The organism is Streptomyces sp. B6B3, from assembly GCF_039871525.1.
GTDB lineage: Bacteria > Actinomycetota > Actinomycetes > Streptomycetales > Streptomycetaceae > Streptomyces.
The window spans coordinates 755531-779494 of record NZ_JBDPLU010000001.1; the positions used below are offsets into that span (position 1 = coordinate 755531).

Consider the following 23964-nt stretch of genomic DNA (forward strand, 5'->3'; position numbering starts at 1 on the left):
GCGCTGCCGGGCGCGTTCGGGCGCTTTCGGGCCCTCGCGGGCGCTGCCCGGTCGGGCGGGTCAGGGAGCGGAACGGGTGGGCGAGTCTCCCCCGGGCCCGGAGGCCCCGGGAGGTGCCCCCAGCCCGGGCGCGGAGCCGACCGAGGCGGCCTCGCGCCGTCGTTCGGCGGCCTCCGCGGTGCCCGACCGCCGCTCGCCGGACTCGCCGGTCGCCGGGGCCTCGGCCTCGGCTTCCTCCTCCTCGGCCAGCGAGAGGCGGTGGGCGGCGGTGGACGCGGCGGGGGCGGACCAGGTCTCCTCCTCCTCGTCCTCGCCCGCCAGCGCCGCGGTCTCCTCGGCGTCCTCCTCCTCGGCGAACGCGCGTGCCGCGCCCGGCGGGGTGGGCGGCAGGACCGGGGGAAGCGCGCCCAGCACCCGCGCGATCGCCCGGGCGAGTGCGTTGCCGGCGGCCAGCAACGGCGTGCCGACGACCACGATCTGGCCGTGCCGGTCGGTCAGCAGGGTGCGCTGGTAGCCGCGCCCCGGCCCGAGCAGCAGGAGCCGGGGGCCGGCCGGCCCGTCCGGCGGGGCGACGAGCCCGGGCGGCAGCGGATCGGGCAGTTCCGCGGTGACCAGCACGGGCGCCACGCCGTGCCGTGGCCTGATGCCCTCCGCGGTGCGGTAGGCGGCCCGTACCGGCGGCCCGGGAAACTGCCGGTGCACACCCTCGGCGACCAGCACCAGGCCGGCCGGCAGGCGGGCGTCGAGCTGCGCGGCGACCGCCTGATGCAGGGCGGTGCGGGACCGCCGGTCGCCCGCGACGCTCAGCAGCGGCGGGCCGGTGGCCACGTCCAGGAACACGCAGCGGCCCGCGCGCTCGCCGAGCGCGACGAGCACCGGATACGGCTGGTCGGGCGCCGGGACCACCGGCGGCAGGTCGGCCCGGTCGATGCTCCAGTGACCCGGTGGGTCGTCGGCGTCGTCCTCGGGCGTCGGAAGGTGCCGGCCGGCCAGCAGCACGGTCACGGTGTCCGCGTCGACCAGCGCGGCGTACGGCTGCCCGCCGGCGGGGGCGGCGGCCTGCCGGGCCGCGGCCAGGCCGCGTTCGGCGTCCCGCCAGGTCGCGGGGTCGCGCAGCGCGCGCACCAGCAGCCGCAGCGAGCGCCGGTGACGCAACCAGGCGCGGAACGGCGCCGCGAAGGCGTGCGCGGTGAGCGCGCACTCCCGGCGCACCCGTGCCCAGGCGGCGCGCCAGCCGCCCAGGCGCATCGCCACGTACCGCAGCAGCAGGAAGGCCACCAGGACGGCGACCAGGATGCCCAGCACCAGGAAGATGGTGTCCCGGTGCCGGTCGATGAACTCGAGCGGATCGGTGGTCCTCATGCCGCGGCGAACTCCCGTCGCAGGGCGGTCAAGGCGTAGTGCAGGCGGGACTTGACGGTGCCCTGGGGGATCCCCAGCAGGCGCGCGGTGTCCTCCCTGGACCGGTCGTAGACGTGCACGTGGACGAGGACCTCGCGGTGGTGCGGGCTTAACCGGGCCAGCGAACGCACCAGCGCGACCCGGTCGGCCACCACGTCGGCCACGTCGGCGCCGTCCGCCGCCCGATGCGGCAGGGTCACGGGCATGATGCCCATCGGCACGCTCCGGTCGCGGCGGCGGGCGTCGACGGCGAGGTTGCGGGCGACGATGTGCAGCCACGCGGCGAGATGGTCCTCGTTGTGGCGGGACACCGCGCCCTCGTCGACGAACTCGTCGGCCGCGAGCCAGGCGCGGAGCATCGTCTCCTGCACGATGTCCTCGGCCCGGTGCGCGTCCCCGGCGGTCAGCCGGCCCACGTACCGGTACAGGCGCTCCCGGTACCGTTCGGCGGCCGGCACCGCACCCGAAAGCTCCGCCGAACGCTGGGCCGAACGCTGGGCCGGAGGCTGGGTCGAACGCTCCGCGGCACGGGCCACGGTCACCGGCGGGGCGGCAGGGGCCGCGACCGGCTGAGGCGACTGGGCGTGAGACATCGCTTTCGCTCCAAGGCACGCGTGCGGGGGCCGTGGTCGTTCAAGGAGAGGCAAGATCGCGATTCTGTTGCGCACGTTACGGTACAACACCCTTGGGGAAAGGGGTTGTTCGGGAAGCCATCCGGGACTTTCGGGTGTCCGAAACGACACGCGACGCTGCCCCATCGAACAATCGCCAGTGGGGAGGAGGCGAGGCCCCCGCCCCTGGACGGCGCCCGGACGGCAACTCGACGGCCCTCGGACGGTGCGTTATGCGCATTCCGTTGCGCCGCGGTTATGCGCCGTTCCGCCCGGGACGGAGCGAGAAACAAAACCCGGTCCACGAACTCGCCCGTCCGAATGGCGGGTTACGGAAATGCCGTCCGGTGAATGCGGGATCGGCACGTCCGGGCGCCGGCGCGGCCGGCGGCGACGTGCGTTGCGACCCGGGATGGTGCTGGGTAGCTTGACGGCTGTCCGCGCTGTGAACAGGGGAACGGGAGAACGGCGATGGGCCGACAGGAGAAGGCGCTGGACCCGGCCGCGGGCCCGGTGCAGCGGTTCGCCTCGGAGTTGCGCGGGTTACGTCAGCGGGCTGGCGGCCTCACCTACCGCGTGATGGCCCAGCGCACGAGCTACACCGTCTCCACGCTGTCGCGGGCCGCGAGCGGCGAGCAGTTACCCTCGCTGCCGGTCACCCTGGCCTATGTGCAGGCCTGCGGCGGGGACCGGGACGCGTGGGAACGACGCTGGCGCGCGGTGGCCGAACAGGCGGCGACGGAGACGGTCGACGACCCGGAGGTCAGCGCGCCCTACAAGGGGCTGGCGCGGTTCGAACCGGGCGACGCCGAGCGGTTCTTCGGCCGGGAGCGGCTCACCGAGGACCTGCTCGGACTGGTCCGCGCCCGCCGTTTCACCGCCCTGGTCGGCCCCTCGGGCAGCGGTAAGTCCTCGCTGCTGCGGGCGGGGCTGATCCCGGCCCTGCAACGGTCGCGGGCGCCGCACGAGGTGCCCGCGGCGATCCGCATCCTCACCCCCGGCGACCACCCGGTGCGCGGGCGCGCGGAGGCCCTCGCGCCGCCGGAGGCGAACGGCGACGGCGGCGCCAGCGGCGACACGGTCGTCGTGGTCGACCAGTTCGAGGAGGTCTTCACCCTCTGCCACGACCGGGCGGAGCGCGCCTCGTTCATCGACCTGCTGCTGGACGCCCGCCGCCCCGGCAGCCCGTTGCGCGTCGTCGTCGCCGTCCGGGCGGACTTCTACGGCCACCTGACCGAGCACGCCGAACTCACCGCGGCCCTCAACGAGGCCAGCCTGCTGGTCGGTCCGATGAGCCCGGACGAGCTGCGTCAGGCCATCGTCGGGCCCGCCCAGTCCGCGGGCCTGATCGTCGAGCGCGCCCTGACGTCCCACGTCGTCGAGGAGGTCGGCGGCGAGCCGGGCGGGCTGCCGCTGATGTCCCACGCCCTGCTGGAGACCTGGCGCCGCCGCAAGGGCCGCACCCTGACCCTGGCCGGCTACGAGGCGGCCGGCGGCGTCAACGGCGCCGTCGCCCGCACCGCCGAACACGCCTACACCCGGCTCACGCCCGGCCAGGCCGACCTCGCCCGCCGCATCCTGCTCCGGCTGATCAACCCCGGGCAGGGAGCGCAGGACACCCGACGGCCCGCCGACCGCTCCGAACTGGAGCACGCGGACGCGGACGCGGAGCAGACCGAGCTCGTCCTCGAACGCCTGGCCAGGGACCGCCTGATCACCCTCGACGACACCACGGTGGACCTCGCCCACGAGGCGCTGATCACCGCCTGGCCCCGGCTGCGGGGCTGGATCGAGGCCGACCGGGAGCGGCTGCGCGTGCACCGGCGGCTGACCGAGGACGCCCGGACCTGGGAGGATCTGGACCGGGACGCCGGCGCGCTCTATCGCGGCAGCCGGCTGACCGCCGCCGAGGAGGCCTTCCCGGCCGACCAGCACGACGAACTCACCCCGCTGGAACGCGTCTTCCTCACCGCCAGCCTGCAGGCGCGCCGGCACGAACAACGGACCAGCGCCCGGGCCGCCCGCCGGCTCCGGGTCCTCGCCACCGCGCTGTCCCTGCTGCTCGTCGTGGCACTCGTCGCGGCGGTGGTGGCGGTCCAGCAGCAGCGGGCCGCCGTCGCCGCGCAACAGGAGGCGCTGTCCCGGGAGTTGGCCGCGCAGTCCACCGCGCTGCTGGAGTCCGATCCCGACCTGGCGTCGCTGCTGGCCGTCCAGGCCTACCGGACCAACCCCACCCCCGAGGCCGTCACCAGCCTCTTCAACGCCGCCGATCTCGGCCTGGAGCATTTGCTGACCGGACATCAGGCCCCGGTGGACGCACTGGTGTTCGATCCGGAGGGCGGCACGCTGGCCACGGGCAGCGCGGACGGCAGCGTGCGGCTGTGGGACGTGACCACGGGGGAGGAGCGCCGCACCCTGCCGGGGAACGACGACTGGGTCTCGGCGGTGGGGTTCAGCCCGGACGGCAGGATCCTCGCCATGGGGGGCGACGACGGCACGGTGCGGGTGTGGGATCTGGCCACGGGGGAGGAGCGGCGCACCCTGCCGGGTCACGGCGGCTGGGTGTCGGCCGTGGCGTTCAGCGCGGATGGCAGGACGCTGGCCGCGGGCAGCGACGACGGCACGGTGCGGGTGTGGGATCTGGCCACGGGGGAGGAGCGGCGCACCCTGCCGGGTCACGGCGGCTGGGTGTCGGCCGTGGCGTTCAGCCCGAACGGCCAGACCCTGGCCGCGGGCAGCGACGACGGCACGGTCCAGGTGTGGGACCTGGGCACGGGTGAGGAACGCTTCAGCCTCCCGGACGTAGGGGACGGGGTGTCCACGGTGGCGTTCAACCCGGACGGCACGATCCTCGGCACGGGTGGCGGCGACGGGACGGTCCGGGTGTGGGACGTGGCCACGGGCGGCGAACGCCGGCTCAGCCTCCCCGGCCACGACGGGCGGCTGAACGCGCTGGCCTTCAGCCCGGACGGCGACACCCTGGCCACCGGCAGCGACGACGGGACCGTGCGGCTGTGGGAGGTGGCCACCGGCGACGAGCGCCGCACGCTGGCCGGCCACGACGACTGGGTGTCGGCGGTGGTGTTCAGCCCGGACGGGAAGCGGCTGGCCACCGGCAGCGACGACGGGACGGTGCGGCTGTGGGACCTGGCCACCGGCGAGGAGCGGCTCAGCCTCCCCGACCGCGGTGGCGGGGTGCCGGCGGTGGCGTTCAGCCCCGACGACGGGACCCTGGCCACCGGTAGCGACGACGGCACGGTGCGCCTGTTCGACGCGGCCACCGGCGAGGAGGGACTCAGCCTGCCCGGCGGCCACGGGCGGCTGAACGCGGTGGCGTTCAGCCCGGACGGCCGACTCCTGGCCACGGGCAGCGACGAGGGGACGGTGCGCCTGTTCGACGCGGCCACCGGCCGTGAACGCCCAGGACCGCCGGACCGGGACGACTGGATCTCCGCCGTGGCGTTCAGTCCCGACGGCCGGCTTCTCGCCACCAGCGGGGACGCCGGGACGGTCCGGCTGTGGGATCTGGCGACCGGCGAGGAACTGCTCAGCCTCCCGAGCGCCGACGGCCAGGTGTTCTCGATCGCGTTCAGCCCGGACGGCGAGGTGCTGGCCACCGGGACCCACGGCGGGACGGTGCGGCTGTGGGACGTCGACACGGGTGAGGAGCGGCTCAGCCTCTCCGGCCAGGACGGCGGCACCGTCTTCTCGGTGGCGTTCAGCCCCGATGGTCGGCTGGTGGCCAGCGGCAGCCATGGCGGGACGGTGCGGCTGTGGGACGTCGAGACGGGCGAGGAGCGCCGCACCTCGCCCGGCCACGACGGTGCGGTCAGGGCGGTGGCGTTCAGCCCGGACGGCGACCTGCTCGCCAGCGGCGGCAGCGACGGCACGGTGCGGCTGTGGGACGTCGAGACCGGAAAGAAGCGCCGCGATCTCGCCGGCCACGAGGGCACGGTGAACGCGCTGGCGTTCAGTGCGGACGGCCACACGCTGGCCACCGGCGGCGACGACGCGACGGTGCGGCTGTGGAACACGGCCCTCCCCGACGCGGCCGAGGCCGAGACGCGGATCTGCCGGGCCCTGCACCGGGACTTCACCGCGGAGGAACGCTCGCAGTACCTGCAGGATCCGTCGACCGACCCGGTGTGCCCGGACGCCCCGGCGCCATGATCCAGCGGACAGCGACGTCCGGCCGCCGCGGGCGCGCGCCCGCCGTTTCCGTGCCACCGGAGACGCCCCCACGCACGTCCGCGCGCCCCTTGTTACTCCGATGAACAACCTGCAGGCTCGGTCGCACGGCGTCTCCAGCGGCGCCGGCGTGGGGGTGAAGGGCAGATGGGGGAGACACGGATCGTCGTTGCGGGGGACTCCTCGGGACAGGAGCTGCGCTCCCTGCACGCCTGGCTCGTACGGGACGGCGCGTTACGCGGCCGGGTGCGCGCCCAGCGCGCGCCGGCGGCGCTGCTGGTGTCCCTCGCCCGCGGCGGAGTCGCGACCATCCTGTCGGCCGCCCTGATCGCCTGGCTCCGCGAGCGCACGGACGAGCTGCGCGTGACCCTCATCCCCGACGGCGACCGGCCCGCGGTCACCCTCTCCGCCCGCGAGCTGCGCACCCTCGACCTGCCCCAACTCGACCAGCGGGTGGCCTCCCTCGCCTCCCGACTCAGCACCTGATCACGACGGGTGCCGTCTGCCTCTCCGGTTGCCCTTTCGGGCCTCCCCGGGACGGCGGGGCCGGCGCTATAGGTGACGAATCCGCCGCTTCGATCGGAGACGTCAGCATGGACGCCTGGGTGGAAGGACCCCGCGACACGAGACCCCGCGACACGAGACCCCGCGACACGAGACCTCGGGACGCGCGGACCCGGGACCGGACGCCGCGGCCCTCCGCGGCCGGGACCGGCCTCACCGGCGGCCCGTTGACCCCAGCCGCGGCGGTCGCCCTGCAACGCGCGGCCGGTAACGCCGCCGTGGTCCACGCGCTCCGCGACCCCGCGCGCCGGGACGGGCCGCCCACCCCCGTGCAGCGGTTCACCGTCGTCCAGCCGGGAGACAACCACTACCCGCTCAAGGGGGTGCTCCAGGAGCGGGGCGAGGAGCGCCGGGGGAGGGGGAGAGGCGAGGAGTCCGAGGAACCTGAGGAGAAGGGCGAGGAGCCTGAGGAGAAGGGTGAGACGCCCAGGGAGAAGCACGAGCCGGAATCGCGAACGGACGAGCACTTCCCCGGCCAGAAGTCACGTCGACGGATCGTCCATCGACCCAGGAACAAGCCGAAGAGGCTCAGGAGCTTCGTCGGCGCCGACGGCACCGCCAACATCGTGTACAAGGGCGACGCTCCGCTGCGCCTCGCGGCAAACCTCGACCTGGCGATCGAGGACACCGGCTCCCGCCGTCAGGCCAAGACGTTCTTCGCCACCCTGGACCGCATCGACGAGGCCAACGAGCGACTGAAGCAACTGAAGGGGGAGCTGAGCCTCGCGCGGACCCAGAAGTACCTGGCCGTGCGCAGGCCCGGCCGCCCGCTCATTCTGTGGCAGGTCGAACCGGTGGCGAGCCGCTACTCCGCATCGCGGGAGGAGACCATCGAGCAGCGCGGCCTCGACGCCCGGTTCGCCCAGCGGTGCGACTCGATCGCCGCCTCGATCAGCGGCCTTCCGGCCCCCGAGATCATCGGGGAGCGGCGCTACGCCGACGCCGTGGCGGACCTGCTGGGCGGCCTGTCGACGGGGCGGTCGGCGAAGCGGTCGGCGAAGCGGAGCAAGCGGAAGCTGGACGAGGCACGGCGCGAGGGCGCCAGGGGCGCCGGGTCGGCGGACGCGTTGACCCGCGAGCTCGGGAAGATCATCAGGAAGATCATGGTGGCCCGGGACGACCCGGCGCGGAAGAAGGCGTTGACGGAACTCTACGCCGAGTTGGGGCTGAACCAGTTCACCCCGGGGGTCAGCGTCGGCGATCTCTACATGATCAAGGCACTGGACAGGAAGGCCGCGTCGGGCGAGGTCGACTACCACTTCGCCACCGTCGTGGCGACCAGCGGCCCCGACCACGTCACCATGGAGAACTACGCCCGCCACGAGGAGGAGGAGACCCTGAGCAGCGGGGACCCCCAGTGGTACTTCCAGATGTACGGCCCACAGGAGAACAACCAGAGCTTCCATCAGCAGTGGGGCTGGGAGGAGCGCTTCGTCCCCGGCAGCAAGGACGGCAACCGGCTCGTCCTGACCCTCCTGCTGCACCGTTGACCCGGCACCGCTCCAACGGCGGCCCAGGCGGCTCAGACGCCGCCGCCGGCGGCGCGGGCGTCGCCGATCGCCTTGTCCAGGATCGTCAGGCCGAGCGACAGCTCCTCCTGGGTGGCGGTCAGCGGCGGTGCCATCCGCAGCACCCCACCCATGCCGGGGAGCTGCACGATGTTCATGTGCAGGCCGAGTTCGAGGCAGCGCCGGGTGACCCGGGCGCCCAGTTCGTTCGAGCTCCGCTTGGTCTCGCGGTCGACGACGAGTTCGAGCCCGACCAGCAGGCCCCGGCCGCGGATGTCGCCGACCACCGCGTGCCGCTCCGCGATGTCCGTCAGGCCCTGGCGGAGGAACGCGCCGAGCGACCGCGCCCGTTCGTCGAGCCGCTCGGCGACCAGGACGTCCAGGACCGTGTTGCCGACCGCGGCCACCAGCGGGTCGGCCACGTGCGTGGTGAAGAACAGGAACCCGCGCGCGTGCGCCTCCTGTTCGATCTCGGCGCTGGTGATCACCGCCGCGAGGGGCAGCCCGGCGCCGAGCGTCTTGGACAGGGTGAGGATGTCGGGCACCACGCCGTCGCGCTCGAACGCGTACCAGGTCCCGGTGCGGCACAGGCCGGTCTGCGCCTCGTCCAGGATCAACAGCATGCCGCGCTCCCGGCACTTGTCGTGCAGGGCGGCGAAGTACCCGGCCGGCGGCTCGATGATCCCGCCGGAGCTGAGGATCGGTTCGACGAGACAGGCGGCCAGGCTGCCCGTCGACTGGGCGTCGATCAGGTCGAAGGCGAAGTCCAGCTGGCGTTGCCAGTCCAGCGAGCCGTCGGGCCTGGTGAAGTCGGGCCGGTACGGATTCGGCGCGGGGATCGCGAGGTTGCCGGGCGCGGCCGGGCCGTAACCCTTCCGGCCCGCGCTGTAGGTGGCGGACGCGGCGGCCTGCGTCATGCCGTGCCAGGACCGCGCGAACGAGACGATCTCGTGCCGGCCCGTGACGAGCTTGGCCATCCGGATCGCCGCCTCGTTCGACTCGGCGCCCGTCGTCAGCAACAGCGCCTTCTCCAGCGGGGCGGGCAGCGTGTCGGCCAGCCGCCGGGCGAGGTCGACCACCGGGCGGCTGAGCATGCCGCTGAAGAGGTGGTCGAGGGACGCGACCTGCCGTTGCACCGTCGCGACGATCTCCGGATGCGAGTGGCCGAGGATCGCGCTCATCTGCCCCGACGTGAAGTCGAGGATCTTCCGACCGTCCGCGGTGTACACGAAGCTGCCGGCCGCGCGTTCGATGATCTCGGGGGTGAACTCGCCGCCGTAGCGGACGAGGTGCCGCTCGGCATCGGCCCAGAAGGTGTCGGTGGACGTCGGCGGGGTGGTCGCATCAGCCATGTGCCGACCGTAGGTCGCCGGTGAGAGACGCGTCCATCGCATAACGCCGGCTGGCGGGGCCGCGGGGCGGGGCCGGTGACGTTCCTGCCGGTGACGTTCCTGAGGAACGGCACCAGCGTCGTCGTGGCGGCCACCGCGAACACGCCGAAGGCGAGTCGCATGCCGCCCAGTTCGGCCAGCAGACCGACCAGCCCCGCGCCCAGCGGCATGGCACCGAAGCTGAACAGCCGGGCCGCCGCGCCGTAGCGGCCGAGCATCGCGTCGGGGACCACGCGCTGGGCGATGATCCGGGCGTTGACCGACCACAGCGTTCCGCCCATGCCGCCGAGAAAGGCGCCGGCCGCCACGGCCCAGACGCTGGTGGTCAGGGCGGGCAGCGCCACCATCGTCACGGTGCAGACCAGGTCGGCGAACATCGCCCAGCGGACCCCCAGCAGCCGGTTCACGCCACGCACGGCCACCGCGCCGACCAGCCCGCCGACGCCGAGGGCGCTGAGCACGACGCCGTACTGTCGCGGCCCGAGGTCCATGGCCTGCTGGGCGTAGAGCGGCATCAGCGCCAACCAGGCGCCCCAGACGGCGGCGAGCACGGCGACGACCAGCGACAGCGTGCGCAGCACCGGGTCCCGCCACAGGAAGCGCAGGCCCTCGGCGATCCGGCCGTGGACCGAGACGGGGGGCGTGCCCGCGGCGGGCGCGGCGGCCCGGAAGCGGCCCACCAGCAGGAGCAGGGAGAGGGCGGCGAGGGCGTACGCGACGCCCGTCACCCCCAGCGCGAGGCCCGTTCCCGCGGCCAGCAGCAGCCCGCCGACGAACGGCCCGGCGAACTCCTGCCCCACGGTCTCGACCCCGACCATCCAGGCGTTGGCCCGCTCCCGCCCGGCCGGCGGCACCGCGGCCGGCACCAGCGCCGCGGCGGAGGTGGCGGCCAGCACGTCGGCGACGCCGAGGACCGCGCCCGTGGCGAGGAGCCGGCCGACGGTGACGCCACCGGCCGCGGCGGAGGCGGCGAGCCAGCCCACCGCCGCCAGGCGCGCCGCGTTCGCGCCCCAGAGCAGCCGCCGCCGGTCGAAGCGGTCGACGAGCACGCCCACGTGCAGGGCGACGAGCAGCCACGGCAGCGTGAGGGTCAGCGCGACGGCGGTGACCTGGGCGGGGGAGCCGGTGAGCTGGGCGGCCAGCAGCGGGAGTGACAGCTTCAGCACGCCGTCGGCGAGGTTGGTCAGGGCGGTGAAGCCGACCAGGACCGCGGTGTTGCGCCGGCCCGCGTCCGCGGGGCCCGGGCGTGGGGCCCGTTCGGTCGTCGTCCGAGCCGGCGTCGCCATGACCATGTTCCTCCCCTAACCGTCTAACGCGTTAGCTGGTGCGCTCTCGTATCCTGGCGGATGCCGCGCCATCCCGCAACCGGCAAAACGCTTAGCCGGTAGAATGGTGAGCCCGCAGGGGGCGGGCGCACGGGAGGTGACCAGCGATGTTGGAACCACCGGCCTCGGCCGTTCTGGTGGAGGCCTTCGCCAACACGGTCGACGTCGAGGAGGGCAGCGACGAGATCGCCACCCCGGCCGGGCTGGCCGGCTGGCTGAAGGCCCGCGGCCTGCCCGCCGCGGCCGGCGAGATCCCCGGCGTGATCCCCGTCGAGCTCTCCGCCGAGGCCCATCGGGACTATCTGGCCCTGCGCGCGGGCCTCCGCGAGGAGTTGGGCGCCCACGTCGGCGGTGCGCCCGAGCCCGACCCCGATCTGCTCGCCGCGGCGGACCGGGTGCTGGCCAGCCATCCGGTGCTGATCACGGCCCGGGGCGCCCTGACCCCCGCGCCGGGGACCTCCGCGGAACGCGAGCCGCTGGTCCGGCTGGCGATCGCGTGGCAGGAGCTGGTCACGACCGGGGACGCCGCCCGGCTCAAGCGCTGCGCGGAGCACACCTGCGCGTGGGCGTTCTGGGACACGTCGAAGAACCGCAGCCGCCGCTGGTGCTCGATGCGGGTGTGCGGCAACCGCAACAAGTCCCGCGGCTACGCCTCCCGCCGGCGCCAGTCCGCGTAGCCGCCGACCGGCCCGGCGTCCGCGCCGAAGTCCGCGCCGAGATCGTCGGCGGCGGCCCGGGACTGTTCGACGACGGCCTGCCCGGCTCGACCTGGCGGCTCGTCCACCAGGACACCGGCGATCCGGGGGAGATCGCCCTGGTCTACGACCGGCGTTGACCTCAAGTCGGGTTGAACTCCTAGCGTGGGTGGGAGTGCCCGTCCCTCACCACGGAGGTGCCTCCGATGCCCGCCGACGACCGTCTCCTCTTCCGCAACACCATGCGCGTCACCCCGGGCCACCTGGACGCCTTCAGCGCGGCGATCCGCCGGGCGGTGGAGTTCGCCGAGCGGGAGGCCCCGCAGATCCTCGTCGACGTCTTCCTCGACGAGCGGGAGCTGCGCGCCACCAGCTTCCAGCTGTACGCGGACTCGCAGGCCGTCCTCCGGCACTGGCGGCTGTCGGACCCCTACATCCAGGAGGTCATGCGGCACTGCACGATCGAGCGGTTCGAGGTCTTCGGCGATCCCTCCGAGGCCGTGCGCGCCGGACTGCCCACGCCGGACGACGGCATCGACGTCTCCCTCACCCCGCGCCTCACGGGCTACGCCAGGCTCAACACGTCCGCCGAGGAGGACCGGAACCCGGAGGCGGGCGGCCACGTCGGATCGGCATGAGCATGAGACGCGCGACACTCGCGCTGATCGCGGCCGCGACCTTGCCACTGGCCCTGGCCGGTTGCGGCACGGACCCGGAAGCCGGTGACGCCGGCGGCAGCGCCGCCGGCACCGCGGACGACGCGAACGACGCGAACGACCAGGACGCCGCCGCCGACGACGCGGGCGACGCCGCCGAACGCGTGCCGGGCGAATGGATACCGGAGAGCCTGACCCTCGACGGCGAGACGTACGCCCTACCGGCGACGGACCGGACCGCCGACGCCCTCGTCACCATCGACCCCGGCAGCACGGAGGACGACGGCGGCCGGTCCGGCGTCTACGTGGGATGCAACTCCACCGGCACCGACATGAGCATCGAGGGCGACACCCTCCGCGTCTCGGGCTTCGTCAGCACCATGATGGCGTGCGGCGAGGACGTGGACCGCTTCGAGCGGGGCGCCGTCCAACTCTTCGAGAGCGACCCGACGTTCGCCCTCTCCGACGGAGGCGACACCCTCACCCTCACCGCGGACAACGGCGACACCATGACCCTGACCAGGGGCGAGGAGCGGCCGATCACCGGCGTCCGATGGGTGCCGGAGAGCGTCTACGTGGACGGGGAGGACATGGCCCGCCCGGAGGGGAGCGACGGCGCCCACCTGGAGATCGAGCCCGCCGCGACCCCGGAGGACGGCGGCGACCTCGACTTCTCCTCCGGCTGCAACCAGCTCAACACCACCGCGGTGATCGAGTGGCGCACGCTCACGATCGGCCAGGACGGCGGCCTCACCGAGATCGGCTGCCCCGGCGCCCTCCGGGAGTGGGACGACCGCGTCCTCGGCATCTTCGCCGACGACCTCACCTACGCCCTCGACCACTCCGGCAACACCCTCACCCTGACCAGCGCCGACGGCGACAGCATGACCCTGACGAGGGACGCCGACGCCCGCTGACGCCCGTCCGGGGCCTCCGGAGCGGCGTCGCTCGGCCCCGGACCGCCCGGGGATCGTGCGCGGAGAGTCCCGTCTCATGGGACTGCCCGCGCACGAGGTCCACCGACCCGAGCCCTTCGGGTCGCCGGAAATCCGTTCGAAGAGCGGCGCGGCCGAGCGCGCCCTCGCGCGTCACCGCAGGTCATCGCGCGTCATCGGTGCCGGCCGCGCCGCGCGCCACACCTCGACACCGTGTTCGCCTTATCCGACCGGGTCCTGACGACCTCCACCGCAGCATGATGGACGGCGTACTCGCGTGCTCGCCGCGCGTGACCGCCGCGGGCCGTCCTCTGCGAACGGGAGGAGCGCCCGTGCCCAGAACCCGCGTGACCTTCGGCGATGTGTACGTTCTCGAGGACGAGGAGGCCGGCGACACCCATCTGGGTCTCTACGCCACCGTCACCGACGAGGGTGGCACGCAGCTCGCGGCGTTCCGCTGGAACTACCGCAACGGCGAGGTCGAGGACAACTTCGACTACCAACTCGACGGCGACCCCGTCGATCCGAGCGTCGTCGACTTCGAACTGACCGGCCTGGCGACCATCACGGTGAAGGCGTACGCCGCCGCGGACGACGACAACCCCTGGCCCGACGAGGGGGAGCACGAGAACTTCCTCGGCGAGGCGAGCGTGGTGTTCGACAACCGGGAGCCCAGCTCGCTGGGCGGCCTGCTGATCGGGCCCACCACCACCGACAACGCCAACCAGGGCATCGTCGTCACCGCGACGGCCGAACTGGTGCCCACGCCGCCCGAACCGCGGCGGGATCGCGTCCGGATCGTCTTCAACGACATCCTGGTCATGAACCACGAGCAGGGCGACGACACCCACGTGGCGCTCTACGTCAACGCCCACGCCGCCGCCGAGGGCACCGCCGACCCCATCGACCAGGAGCTCTTCCGGTGGAACAACTCGGGCGACTTCGTCGACGACGAGCGCCTGTACCCGCTCTCGCACGGCACGCCCACCACCACCTTCACCCTGGTCCTGGGCGGCCCCACCCGGATCCTGATGGAGGCCTACGCCAACGACGACACCGCATGGCCGGGCCCCGACACGGAGTACACGTTCCTCGGCCGCTCCATGTTCGTCATCGACCCCAACGACGACAGGACCCTCGGCAGCATCCTCGTCGGCCCCTGCCGCAACGCCGACAAGCACCACGGATTCATGGTCACCATGAGCGCCGAGCGGCTGCCCCTCGACGCCACGCCGAACCTCCAGATCACCGGGGTCGAGGTCACCCAGGCGATCCAGACCCTCAACCTGCCGACGCTGCCCGACAACGCCCTGACGCTCGTCGCCGGCAAGGCCACGCTGGTGCGCGTCTACCTCGACTCGGGCATCGCCGTGGAGAACAACGGCGGCACCGTGGCCGGGGTGACCGGCACCCTGACCATGCGCGGCACCGGGTTCACCACCGGGCCCCTGGAGTCGATCACCGCCATGCCCGTCGACCGGATCGACCGCACGATCCTCGGGCACACCCTCAACTTCCTCGTCCCCGCCGAGCGGGTGGCCGCCGGGCACGCGACGTTCGTGGTCCAGGCCACGGTCGCCGGCACGACGAGCAACCCGGTGGAGACCGCCGTCGAGTTCGTGTCGCAGGAGCGGCTGAACATCGTCATCGTCCGCGCCGGAGTCGGCTCGATCCCCGCGCCCTCCGAGGCCGACTACCTGGCCGTGGCCAGAACCCTGCCCGCGCGGTACCCGATCGCCGACAGCACGCCGGCCAGCCTCGTGTTCTGGGACCTGCCGGGCTCGCAGACGATCCACACCGGCCAGAACCTGAACACCGAGGACGGCATGACGGCGTTCCTCGACGAACTGGAGGACCTCTACGGGGAGAACGACATCTCCGAGTTCAAGCTGCTGGTCGCCATGGTCGACGCCTCGGTGCCCGTGGCCCGCACCGGGAAGGCACGCCCCGCGGAACACGTCGCCTTCTGCCGGCAGGACTTCCCCGTCGCCGGCTTCGCCCACGAACTCGGCCATCTGCTCAGCCTGTCGCACGCGCCGTGCGGCAGCGGCATCGAGGACCTCGAACCCGACTACGCCCCCGGCGACGGCTCGATCGGCCAGGTCGGCGTCGACCCGCGGGTGCCGAGGACGTACCCGGCGACCACGGGCGACCTGATGAGCTACTGCGACGGCGAGAACGGCTGGGTCGGCTACTTCCACTGGGAGCGGCTCCACTTCCGGATCCAGTCCCTGGGGCAACGCCGCGAACGCCGCGTCGCCGCCAGCCCGTTCGGGGTGCTGCCCCGGACCGGCATCCCCGCCAGCCGACCGTTCCCCGGCCCCTACGTCGCGATTCGCGGCTACCTGTCCCGCGCCGACGCCGTGCGCTGGCGCCCCTCCGAGCGCACCTTCGCGCCACCGTCCGAACCGCTGGGCGCAGAGGCGGCCGGCTCCGGGTACACCGTCTCGCTGGAGACCACCGACGGGCGGGTGCTGGGCAGCGCGCCGGTCGATCCCCGTTTCCTCTACGCCGCCGAGGAGGAGGCGTCGTTCGGGGCCCGCCTGCCCTACGAGCCGGACGCCGAACGGGTGGTGCTGCGCCGCGACGGCACCGAGCTCGGCGCCCTGTGCGTGCCGCCGCATCCTCCCGTCATCGCCCTGCTGGCCCCGAACTCCGTCGCCCAGATCGACACCGAGGGCGTGCTGCACCTGCGTTGGCGGCAGATCGGCGGCGGCACGGAGGCCGACCCGCCCGCGACCTGCTCGGTGCGGTTCGGCAACGCCGACGGCACCGTCGCGCTGCGCCCCGGCGCGAACCTCACCGGCGGTTCCTTCGACCTCGACCTGCGACCGCTGCCGGGCCACGACCACTGCCTGGTCCAGGTCATCGCGACCAACGGCTACCACACCTCCTACGTCCAGCCCCCGCCGTTCGCCCTCCCATCCCGGCCGCCCCGCCTGCTGCTCGGCGCCAACGACGGCCCGCTGCTGCGGGCCCAGGGCCTCTCCCCACAGCACGGCCCGCTGCTCGACGCGGCCCTCACCTGGTCCGTCGACGGCACCCCCGCGACGACCACGGGCGGCACGTTCGACGCCCGCTCGCCCGGCCCCGGAACGCACGCGGTCGCCGTCCACGCGACCGACCCGGACGGCCTGACGGCCACCCAGGCCCTCGGCAGCTACGACGGCACCACCGGCCTCCTCCTGCCCCCTGACCACCCTGCCTGAGCGGCGCCGGGCCCGCGGCGGTCGAGGTCAGTGGGCGAAGGCGGGCCCGTGGGCGGGATCGGGGCGGCCGGGCGGGAGCAGGAAGGCGGCCGCCAGGGCGGCCACCGCGGCGATCAGCGCGCAGGCGGTGAAGGCGTCGTCGAAGCCGCCGGCGCCGACCGGCGCCGCGCCGCCGCCCTCCAGACCCGCCCCGACCAGGGTCGCGAGGACCGCCACCCCAAGTGACGCGCCGAGTTCGTGGGCGGTGTTGACCAGTCCGGACGCCAGACCCGTGTCGTGATGCGGCAGGCGGTTCATCGCGGCGGTGGTGGCGCAGACGAAGGCCGGCCCGAGACCGAGGGACAGCAGGGTGAAACCGGGCACCAGCCCACTCCACACCCCGCTGTCCGGCGACAGGCCGGTGAGGAGCCAGGCCCCCACCGCGGCGAGCGCGAACCCGCCGGCGCCGACGGGGCGCCAGCCCAGTGTCTGCACGGCGCGGGACCCGAGGTGCGCGCCGGCGGTGACGGCCACCGCCACGGGCAGGAACGCGAGGCCGGTGCCGAGCGCGCCGTAGCCGAGGACGTGCTGGAGATAGAAGGAGGTCAGGAAGAACGCCGAGATCAGCAGCCCCGAGGCGGCCAGCATGATCAGGCTTCCCGTGACCAGGCTCCGGCGGACCAGCAACTCCAGGCGCACCAACGGCTCGGCGGCGGCGCGTTCGACCGCGACGAATCCGGCCCCGGCCAGCAGTGCCAGGGCCAGCGGCAACCACGCCGAGACGTCGCCGAACCCATGGTCGCGGGCCTGCACCAGGCCGTAGATGAGGAACGCCGGCGCGGCGGTCAGCGTGAGTGCTCCCGGCAGGTCCAGACGCGAGGGCGCGGCTGGCGCGCCGGTGCGCGCGCGGGCGTCGCCCAGCAGGAAGGGAACGGCGAACAGGACGAGGACGCCCACCGGGACGTTGATGAAGAAGACCCACTCCCAGCCGGGTCCCGCCACGAACACGCCACCGAGCAGCACGCCGACCGCGGAGCCGGCGCCGCCCACGGCGGCCCAGGTACCGAGGGCCCGGTTGCGGTCGGGGCCGTGGAAGAGGGAGACGACGAGGGCCATGGCGGCCGGTGAGAGCAGCGCCGCGCCGACGCCCTGGGCGGACCGGGCGGCGATCAGCATGCCGCCGCCGGTGGCCAGCCCCGCGGCGATCGACGCGGCGGTGAAGAGGGCGAGCCCCGCCAGAAAGATCCGCAGCTTCCCCACCGCGTCCGCGAGGCGCCCGCCGAGCAACAGCAGACTGCCGAAGAAGAGCGTGTAGGCGGTGACCACCCAGGTCATCGCCCCTGCGGACAGCGAGAGTTCCTCGCCCACGGTCGGCAGCGCCACGTTGATGACCGTCACGTCCGCTATCAGCATGAACTGCGCGAGGCACAGCACGACGAGCAGCCGCCAACGGTGTGGATGGTGGTGAGCAGACATCGACCGAGCTCCTAACCTGTACAACGGTGTTAGGGCTACGCTACGTCCGCCGGGCTCCTAATATGAACACTGCTGTTAAGATTTCTGCATGCCGAGCACCACATCCCGCGGCGGCCCCGGCAGGCGGCGGGCGGACGCCGAACGCAGCATCGCCGCCATCACCGCCGCGGCGCGCGACTGCCTGCTGGCCGACCCGGGCGCGGGAATGTCGGCCGTCGCCCGGGCCGCCGGCGTCAGCCGCGTCACGCTGTACTCGCACTTCCCCAGCCGGGAGGAGCTCCTGGAGGCCGTGGTGGAGCACGCCGTCGGCGAGACCGCCGCCCTCCTCGCCGATCAGCGACTGGAGGACCTGCCGGCCGACCAGGCGTTGACCACGCTCGCCCGCTCCTCCTGGCAGTACCTCGACCGCCACCTCACGCTGTTCTCCGCCGTCTCGACGGCCCTCCCCCCGGACCGGATGCGCGCCCGCCACGCACAGGTCCTGACCCCGCTCCACGAGCTGCTGCTCCGGGGGCAGGCCGAGGGCACGATCCGCGACGACCTCCCGGCGGACTGGCTGGTGACCGTCTACTACCACCTCATCCACGCGGCCGCCGCCGAGGCCCAAGCCGGCCGCCTCTCCGCCGACACGGTCCCCGACCTCCTCACCGCCACCCTGCTCCCCGCGGTCCGGCAGCCCCGCACCTGACGGCACGAGCCACCCGTACCCTCTACCGCACCCGGCACGGCGAGGCGTCACCGGACGAGGCCGAGCTGACGGACCTCGGGCGCCGCCAGGCCGTCCCGCTCGGAGGGCGACTCCGGCGCTGCCCCTGGCGGCGATCCACCACGGCCCGCTCCCGAGCGCGGAACAGACCGCCCGCCTCGTCCGCGACCAGCTCGACGCCGCCGTCCCCCCGCGCGCCTCACCCCGGGCCGACGACCACGTCCCCCACCTCCCGCGACGCGAGGAATTTCCCCGGACTCGACCGACGCGATCCTCGACTTCCTCGCCCACCCCCCGGCCGACGAGCGCGAACGCGGCCCGGCGCTGGCCCGGCGGGCCCTCGCCCGTTGCGTCGGACCCGTCGACGACGACGAGCCTGCCACGAACTGCTCGTCACCCACCCCTCCTCATCGGCTGGCTCGTCCGCGCCACCCTGACCGTCCTCCGCTACAGCCCACTCACCCCGCCGCGCTCCTCACCTACAACGAGACGGCGGCCCACCTCCCCTCGTCCGAGCCCGCGGCAGGGAGGGAACCAGGGCCGTGCTGAGATGGTCGGCGAGCACGGCTCACCTTTCGGCAAGGCAGAAGGAGCACGATGACCAGGTCCGACCCGCAAGGGCTGGCGATACCGAGGGCATGGGCCGGGCCGGCCCTGGCCCTCGCGGGCGGGCTGCTGCTGGCCCTCGCGTTCCCGCCGGCCGGATGGTGGCCGACCGCGGTCGCCGGGCCCGCGCTGCTGCTGCTCGCGCTGCGCGACCGCCGACCGCGTGCGGCGTTCGGCCTGGGCACGCTCTTCGGGCTGGCTTTCTTCGTCCCGCTGCTGTGGTGGCTGAGCAACCTCGGCCTGCCGGCCTGGCTCGCGCTCAGCGTGATCCAGGCCCTACTGCTCGGGGCGTTGAGCTGTGCGGTCCCGCCGCTCCTCCGGCTGCCCGCCTGGCCGGTGTGGGCGGCGGCCTGGTGGGTGGCCGCCGAGGCGGTGCGCTCCCGGGTGCCGCTCGGTGGTTTCCCCTGGGGGCGGCTGGCCTTCAGCCAGGCGGACGCCCCGGCCGTGGGGTGGGCCGCGGTCGGCGGCGTCCCGATGGTCAGCGCGGTCACCGCGTTGGCCGCCGCCTGCCTGGCCGCGCTGGTCGCCGCGCTGCTCACCGCCCCGCCCGCCCGGTGGCGGCGCGTCGCCGTCGGATTCGTGGTGGCTCTCGCGGCCTGGGCCGGCGGCGGCGTGCTGGTCCCGCCCGCCGACGGCGGGACGCGGGCGACCGTCGCCGTGGTGCAGGGCAACGTGCCCCGCGGCCGTTCCGTGGCGGAACAGGCCCGCGTCGAACGCGTCGCCGAGAACCACATCGCCGCCACCAGGCAGCTGGCCCGCGACATCCAGGCCGGGCGGGCACCACAGCCCGACCTGGTGCTGTGGCCGGAGAACGCCACCGACCGCGACCCGCGCACCGACCCGGGGCTGCGCCAGCAGATATCGGAGGTGGCCGCCGAGGTGGGCGCGCCCATCGTGGTGGGGGCGATCCTGGACACCGACGACGACCGCATCCGCAACGCCAGCCTGCTGTGGGACCCCGAGACCGGCCCGGGCCCGTACTACACCAAGCAGCACCTGGTCCCCTTCGGCGAGTACATCCCCGCGCGCGGTCTCCTCGGCGGCCTCGGCGATCTCCAGCTCATCCCGCGCGACTTCGTCCCCGGCGACGGCCCCGTGCGCCTGGACGCCGGGCCCATCCGGTTGGCTCCGTCGATCTGCTACGAGGTCGCCTACGACAGCCAGGTCCGCGACGCCGTCCGCACCGGCGCCAACCTCATCGCCGTCCCCACCAACAACGCGACCTACATGCGCGACGACAACCTCGCCCAGCCCGAACAGCAACTCGACATGTCCCGGCTGCGCGCCGTCGAGCACGGCCGCTCCGTGCTCGTCGCCTCCACCACCGGCATCAGCGCCGTCATCGCCCCCGACGGCACCGTCCTGACGGCCACCGGACCGTGGGAACGGCAGGTCCTGACGGCCAGCGTCCCGCTGCGCACCGAGACCACCCTGGCCACCCGCCTCGGCGCCGCCCCCGAGGCCGCCATCGCGGCCGTGGCCCTGGCCGCGCTCCTCGCAGCGCTCCTCCCGGCCCTCCGCCGCGGCCGCCGCGGCCCCGCCCCGGACGGCGCGCCGACGGACACCGCGGCCGTTGACCCGAGCCCTGACGCTCACCCCGCGTCGCGGTCAGTGGGCGAGAGCCGGCCCGTGGGCGAACTCGTGGCGGCCGACCGGGCCGGCGACGCCGACCAGACCGCCGCCGACCAGACCACCGACGCCGACCGGGCCGGTGTCACCACCGCCCTCCAGGACCGCCCCGGCCAGGGCCGCGAGGACCGCGACGCCGAATGACACGCAACCGCGGGCCGGCCCCGGGCCCGTCTCACCGGCACGGAGAAGAAAATTAGTTGTGGCCATGCAAGTAATGACTCTAGGTTGACACCCGTGAGCGAGCGCGCTGAGTTGTACGAAGGGCTGGAAGCGTTCCTTCAGCACCTGTTCTGCCTCGCCGAGTCCGACGAGCTGAGCTTCCTGGCGGATGTGGAGCTGTCGTTCACGCAGGTCCGCGCCCTGTTTGTGCTGGCCGCCGCCGACGAGCCGCAGCCGATCCACCAGGTCGCCCATCGGTTGGGGCTGTCTCTCGCGGCCGTCGGCAGAAGCCTCGACGGCCTGGTCCGGCTCGGGAGCGTCGAGCGCCGGGAGAGCCCCGCGGACCGGCGGGTCAAGCTCGTCTCGATCACTCAGGAGGGACTCAGGGTGGTCGACCAGCACCTCGAGCCTCGCCGCAGGGCCCTGCGCACCTTCGTGGAGCACCTCTCGGCGGAGCACGTCCGAGCGTTCCTCACCGCCCTACGCCCCCTGATGGCCGGCGACCATCTCACCGCCGGCCCGTCAGCCGCTCACTCCCAGCTTCCTCAGACCGATCAGAAGGAAATCCATGTCCACCACAGTCGCTGACAAGGGAAGCGCCGCCGAGTCACCCGGCGAGGACGACGACAAGATAACGGCAGCCACACTCAAGGTGGCCGGAGTCGTCGTCCTCGGCATGATCATGGCCATCCTGGACACCACGGTCGTCAACGTCGCCCTCCCGACATTCCAGTCCGAGTTCGAGGTCGACGCCTACTCGACGGCCGCCTGGACCATCACCGGCTACACGTTGGCCCTCGCCGCCGTCATCCCCGTCACCGGCTGGGCAGCGGACCGGTTCGGCACGAAACGCCTGTACATCGCCGCGCTGACGCTTTTCACCCTCGGCTCGATACTCTGCGCGTTCGCCTGGAGCATCGAGGCACTGATCATCTTCCGGGTGCTGCAGGGCCTGGGCGGCGGCATGCTGATGCCGCTGGGCATGACGATCATGACCAAGGCCGCGGGTCCGCACCGCATGGGCCGGTTGATGGCGATCCTCGGCATTCCGATGCTGCTGGGCCCGATCGGCGGCCCCATCCTCGGCGGCTGGCTCATCGACGCCGTCTCGTGGCACTGGATCTTCCTGATCAACCTCCCCCTCGGCATCGCCGCGATCATCTACGCCCAGGTCGTGCTTCCGAAGGACGCGCCGGAGCCGAGTGAGAGCTTCGACCTCGTCGGGATGCTGCTCATGTCGCCGGGTCTGGCGCTGTTCCTCTACGGCGTCTCGTCCATCCCGGGCGAGGGCACCGTGGCCGCGGCCGAGGTCCTGGCGCCAGGACTCATCGGTCTGGCACTGATCGCGGCCTTCGTCGTGTGGGCGTTCCGGCCGGAGCATCCCCTGCTGGACCTGAGCCTGTTCAGGAACCGCAACCTGACCATCTCCACCATCGTGATGTTCCTGTTCGCCGGCTCCTTCTTCGGCGCGATGCTGCTCGTGCCGACCTACTTCCAGCAGGTGCGCGGCGAGGACGTCCTCCACGCCGGTCTCCTGGTCGCCCCACAGGGCATCGGCGCGATGGTGACCATGCCGATCGCCGGCACGCTGGCCGACAAGTGGCCCGTCGGGCGGATCGTGCCCATCGGCCTCGTCACGATCGTCGGCGGCATCATCGGCCTGGCCATGAGCACCGACGTCGACACGCCGTACTGGCAGATCATCCTCTTCCTGTTCATCATGGGGCTGGGCATGGGCGCCGCCATGATGCCGACGTTCACCTCCGCGCTGAAGACGCTCCGCACCCACCAGGTCGCCCGGGGCTCGACCCTCATCAACGTGATCCAGCAGGTCGCCGCGTCCGTCGGCGTCGCGGTGATGTCGGTGGTCCTGACAAACCAGCAGAACGCGTCCGAGGCGCTCACGGCGGCCGGCGCCATCGAGCAGGCCGAACGCGCGGGCATCGAGCCCCCGGCCTGGGCACTGGAAACCGCCCAGCGGCTGGGCGACGCGTTCCAGAGCACGGCGCTCGCCGACCTGGCGCACGCCTTCGAGACGACGTACTGGGTGGCCACCATCGCACTCGTCATCACCCTCGGCGCGTCGATGTTCCTGCCCCGCAGGCACGTGAAGACGGACGTGCCCGACGACAAGGACGAGGCCGCGCCCCCGTCCGTCGTCCTGCACTGACCAGCCGGGCCCCCTGGCCACGGAAACCGGCGTGCCCGCCGGCACCGTGGCCAGGGGACGCGCCCGGACACCCTGCGCCGGCCTGCGTGAGCCGCGAGGCGCCCGTCTCCGAGCGGCTGGCCACGACCGGCGCGTTGCGCTGGATCGAGACCGACCTCCCCCTGGGCTCGCGGCGGTTCTGCCTCCTGGACCAGGCCCGATACGAGATCGGCGCGATCGTCCCACGGGAGCCCCGGGCCGTCGTGGTCCTCGTTCCCCCTGCCGGCCTGGCCGTTGACGTCGACCGCGCCTGTTTTGAAGAACCCGCTAAGCGAGCTGAGCCACCACTTCCAGCAGGGCCTCGTGACCGTCCCGATGCTGAGGAACTCGCCTTCGGCGCGCGCCGACTTCCTCCGGCTCGTCCGCGAGCGGACCGATGGCCCGCGCGTCCTCCCCGACGACCCCGTTCCGCGCCGGCCGGTCTTCGCGATCCACCCGAAGCGGGGTACCGCCCCGACCTCGGACACCCTGTTCGCCGTCTCCCGGGCCACGCCCGCGCACACCGTGCGTACCCTCGAACAGCGGGGCATCCAGGACCAACCCGCCGCCTGATCGTCGGCTTCGTGGACATCCGGGCCGGGACCACCGGGGCATCCCGTCGGTACTGTGCCACGTCGCCGCCTCGACCCTGACCGTGCGCGGCGAGTCCCGCCTCACGGGACACCCCGCGCACGATCCAGAACGTTCGCCTGCGTCCGGGTGCCAACGGAAGTG

The 23964-nt window shown here is 73.5% G+C and carries 17 protein-coding genes and 2 pseudogenes; 13 read left to right on the plus strand and 6 right to left on the minus strand.

All coding sequences use genetic code 11. The features are described 5' to 3' along the window. Window positions 1-60 precede the first annotated feature (60 nt). A complete protein-coding gene (locus ABGB06_RS03155; protein WP_347585083.1) occupies window positions 61-1362 on the minus strand; it encodes a hypothetical protein in 1302 nt (433 codons plus the stop codon). Continuing rightward, a complete protein-coding gene (locus tag ABGB06_RS03160) occupies window positions 1359-1994 on the minus strand; it encodes a sigma-70 family RNA polymerase sigma factor (protein WP_347585084.1) in 636 nt (211 codons plus the stop codon). The genes ABGB06_RS03155 and ABGB06_RS03160 overlap by 4 nt, the downstream gene beginning before the upstream one ends. Before the next feature lie 489 nt (window positions 1995-2483). On the opposite strand from ABGB06_RS03160, the gene ABGB06_RS03165 reads away from it, so the two are divergent. The 3 genes from ABGB06_RS03165 (at window position 2484) to ABGB06_RS03175 (ending at window position 8254) form a co-directional block, all read left to right on the plus strand. Next, window positions 2484-6182 (plus strand): hypothetical protein, encoded by a 3699-nt coding sequence (locus tag ABGB06_RS03165; RefSeq protein ID WP_347585085.1) that lies wholly within the window; start codon window positions 2484-2486, stop codon window positions 6180-6182. A 165-nt stretch (window positions 6183-6347) separates the two neighbouring features. Next, on the plus strand, window positions 6348-6686 hold the full coding sequence (locus tag ABGB06_RS03170; RefSeq protein ID WP_347585086.1) for a hypothetical protein: 339 nt from the start codon (window positions 6348-6350) through the stop codon (window positions 6684-6686). Window positions 6687-6931: 245 nt separating this feature from the next. Beyond that, a complete protein-coding gene (locus ABGB06_RS03175; protein WP_347585088.1) occupies window positions 6932-8254 on the plus strand; it encodes a hypothetical protein in 1323 nt (440 codons plus the stop codon). Between the two features lie 32 nt (window positions 8255-8286). Here ABGB06_RS03175 and ABGB06_RS03180 read toward each other — a convergent pair whose 3' ends face one another. Continuing rightward, on the minus strand, window positions 8287-9624 hold the full coding sequence (locus tag ABGB06_RS03180) for an aspartate aminotransferase family protein (RefSeq protein WP_347585089.1): 1338 nt from the start codon (window positions 9622-9624) through the stop codon (window positions 8287-8289). 89 nt (window positions 9625-9713) lie between these two features. Next, window positions 9714-10949, minus strand: a pseudogene (locus tag ABGB06_RS03185) (MFS transporter); the annotation flags it as partial. Window positions 10950-11095: 146 nt separating this feature from the next. Between ABGB06_RS03185 and ABGB06_RS03190 the strand changes: the two are divergent. Then, window positions 11096-11665, plus strand: coding sequence for a CGNR zinc finger domain-containing protein (locus tag ABGB06_RS03190; protein WP_347585090.1), 570 nt, complete (start codon window positions 11096-11098; stop codon window positions 11663-11665). Here the strand turns inward: ABGB06_RS03190 and ABGB06_RS03195 are convergent. After that, a complete protein-coding gene (locus ABGB06_RS03195) occupies window positions 11635-11829 on the minus strand; it encodes a hypothetical protein (protein ID WP_347585091.1) in 195 nt (64 codons plus the stop codon). The genes ABGB06_RS03190 and ABGB06_RS03195 overlap by 31 nt on opposite strands. Before the next feature lie 60 nt (window positions 11830-11889). Between ABGB06_RS03195 and ABGB06_RS03200 the strand changes: the two genes are divergently transcribed. From ABGB06_RS03200 to ABGB06_RS03210, 3 genes are all read left to right on the plus strand, one after another. Further along, the gene (locus ABGB06_RS03200) at window positions 11890-12321 is read left to right on the plus strand and encodes a hypothetical protein (RefSeq protein WP_347585092.1); all 432 of its coding nucleotides are present in this window, start codon (window positions 11890-11892) and stop codon (window positions 12319-12321) included. A 2-nt stretch (window positions 12322-12323) separates the two neighbouring features. Further along, the gene (locus ABGB06_RS03205) at window positions 12324-13256 is read left to right on the plus strand and encodes an META domain-containing protein (RefSeq protein ID WP_347585094.1); all 933 of its coding nucleotides are present in this window, start codon (window positions 12324-12326) and stop codon (window positions 13254-13256) included. Window positions 13257-13606: 350 nt separating this feature from the next. Beyond that, window positions 13607-16483, plus strand: coding sequence for a hypothetical protein (locus tag ABGB06_RS03210; protein ID WP_347585095.1), 2877 nt, complete (start codon window positions 13607-13609; stop codon window positions 16481-16483). Window positions 16484-16510: 27 nt separating this feature from the next. On the opposite strand, the gene ABGB06_RS03215 is transcribed toward ABGB06_RS03210, so the two are convergent. Then, a complete protein-coding gene (locus tag ABGB06_RS03215) occupies window positions 16511-17938 on the minus strand; it encodes an MFS transporter (protein ID WP_347585096.1) in 1428 nt (475 codons plus the stop codon). An 88-nt stretch (window positions 17939-18026) separates the two neighbouring features. Between ABGB06_RS03215 and ABGB06_RS03220 the strand changes: the two genes are divergently transcribed. The 6 genes and pseudogenes from ABGB06_RS03220 (at window position 18027) to ABGB06_RS03245 (ending at window position 23802) form a co-directional block, all read left to right on the plus strand. Beyond that, window positions 18027-18626, plus strand: coding sequence for a TetR/AcrR family transcriptional regulator (locus ABGB06_RS03220; RefSeq protein ID WP_347585097.1), 600 nt, complete (start codon window positions 18027-18029; stop codon window positions 18624-18626). Further along, window positions 18623-19193 (plus strand): annotated as a pseudogene (locus tag ABGB06_RS03225) (histidine phosphatase family protein). Before ABGB06_RS03220 ends, ABGB06_RS03225 begins: the two are co-directional and overlap by 4 nt. Window positions 19194-19241: 48 nt before the next feature. Then, the gene (lnt, locus tag ABGB06_RS03230; protein ID WP_347585098.1) at window positions 19242-21023 is read left to right on the plus strand and encodes an apolipoprotein N-acyltransferase; all 1782 of its coding nucleotides are present in this window, start codon (window positions 19242-19244) and stop codon (window positions 21021-21023) included. A gap of 93 nt (window positions 21024-21116) precedes the next feature. Further along, window positions 21117-21629 carry a MarR family transcriptional regulator gene (locus tag ABGB06_RS03235; protein WP_347585099.1) on the plus strand — a complete coding sequence of 171 codons (513 nt, stop codon included), beginning with the start codon at window positions 21117-21119 and terminating at the stop codon, window positions 21627-21629. Further along, window positions 21610-23211 carry a DHA2 family efflux MFS transporter permease subunit gene (locus tag ABGB06_RS03240; protein ID WP_347585100.1) on the plus strand — a complete coding sequence of 534 codons (1602 nt, stop codon included), beginning with the start codon at window positions 21610-21612 and terminating at the stop codon, window positions 23209-23211. Before ABGB06_RS03235 ends, ABGB06_RS03240 begins: the two co-directional genes overlap by 20 nt. Window positions 23212-23505: 294 nt before the next feature. Then, window positions 23506-23802 (plus strand): DUF6119 family protein, encoded by a 297-nt coding sequence (locus tag ABGB06_RS03245; protein ID WP_347585101.1) that lies wholly within the window; start codon window positions 23506-23508, stop codon window positions 23800-23802. Window positions 23803-23964 lie beyond the last annotated feature (162 nt).

Bases quoted from the DNA above. Each gene is read 5' to 3' on its own strand.
- ABGB06_RS03190 (WP_347585090.1), top strand. From the start codon at position 11,096: ATGTTGGAACCACCGGCCTCGGCCGTTCTGGTGGAGGCCTTCGCCAAC.
- ABGB06_RS03205 (WP_347585094.1), top strand. From the start codon at position 12,324: ATGAGACGCGCGACACTCGCGCTGATCGCGGCCGCGACCTTGCCACTG.
- ABGB06_RS03155 (WP_347585083.1), bottom strand. From the start codon at position 1,362: ATGAGGACCACCGATCCGCTCGAGTTCATCGACCGGCACCGGGACACC.
- ABGB06_RS03215 (WP_347585096.1), bottom strand. From the start codon at position 17,938: ATGTCTGCTCACCACCATCCACACCGTTGGCGGCTGCTCGTCGTGCTG.
- ABGB06_RS03180 (WP_347585089.1), bottom strand. From the start codon at position 9,624: ATGGCTGATGCGACCACCCCGCCGACGTCCACCGACACCTTCTGGGCC.
- ABGB06_RS03160 (WP_347585084.1), bottom strand. From the start codon at position 1,994: ATGTCTCACGCCCAGTCGCCTCAGCCGGTCGCGGCCCCTGCCGCCCCG.
- ABGB06_RS03240 (WP_347585100.1), top strand. From the start codon at position 21,610: ATGTCCACCACAGTCGCTGACAAGGGAAGCGCCGCCGAGTCACCCGGC.
- ABGB06_RS03170 (WP_347585086.1), top strand. From the start codon at position 6,348: ATGGGGGAGACACGGATCGTCGTTGCGGGGGACTCCTCGGGACAGGAG.
- ABGB06_RS03165 (WP_347585085.1), top strand. From the start codon at position 2,484: ATGGGCCGACAGGAGAAGGCGCTGGACCCGGCCGCGGGCCCGGTGCAG.
- lnt (WP_347585098.1), top strand. From the start codon at position 19,242: ATGACCAGGTCCGACCCGCAAGGGCTGGCGATACCGAGGGCATGGGCC.
- ABGB06_RS03200 (WP_347585092.1), top strand. From the start codon at position 11,890: ATGCCCGCCGACGACCGTCTCCTCTTCCGCAACACCATGCGCGTCACC.
- ABGB06_RS03220 (WP_347585097.1), top strand. From the start codon at position 18,027: ATGCCGAGCACCACATCCCGCGGCGGCCCCGGCAGGCGGCGGGCGGAC.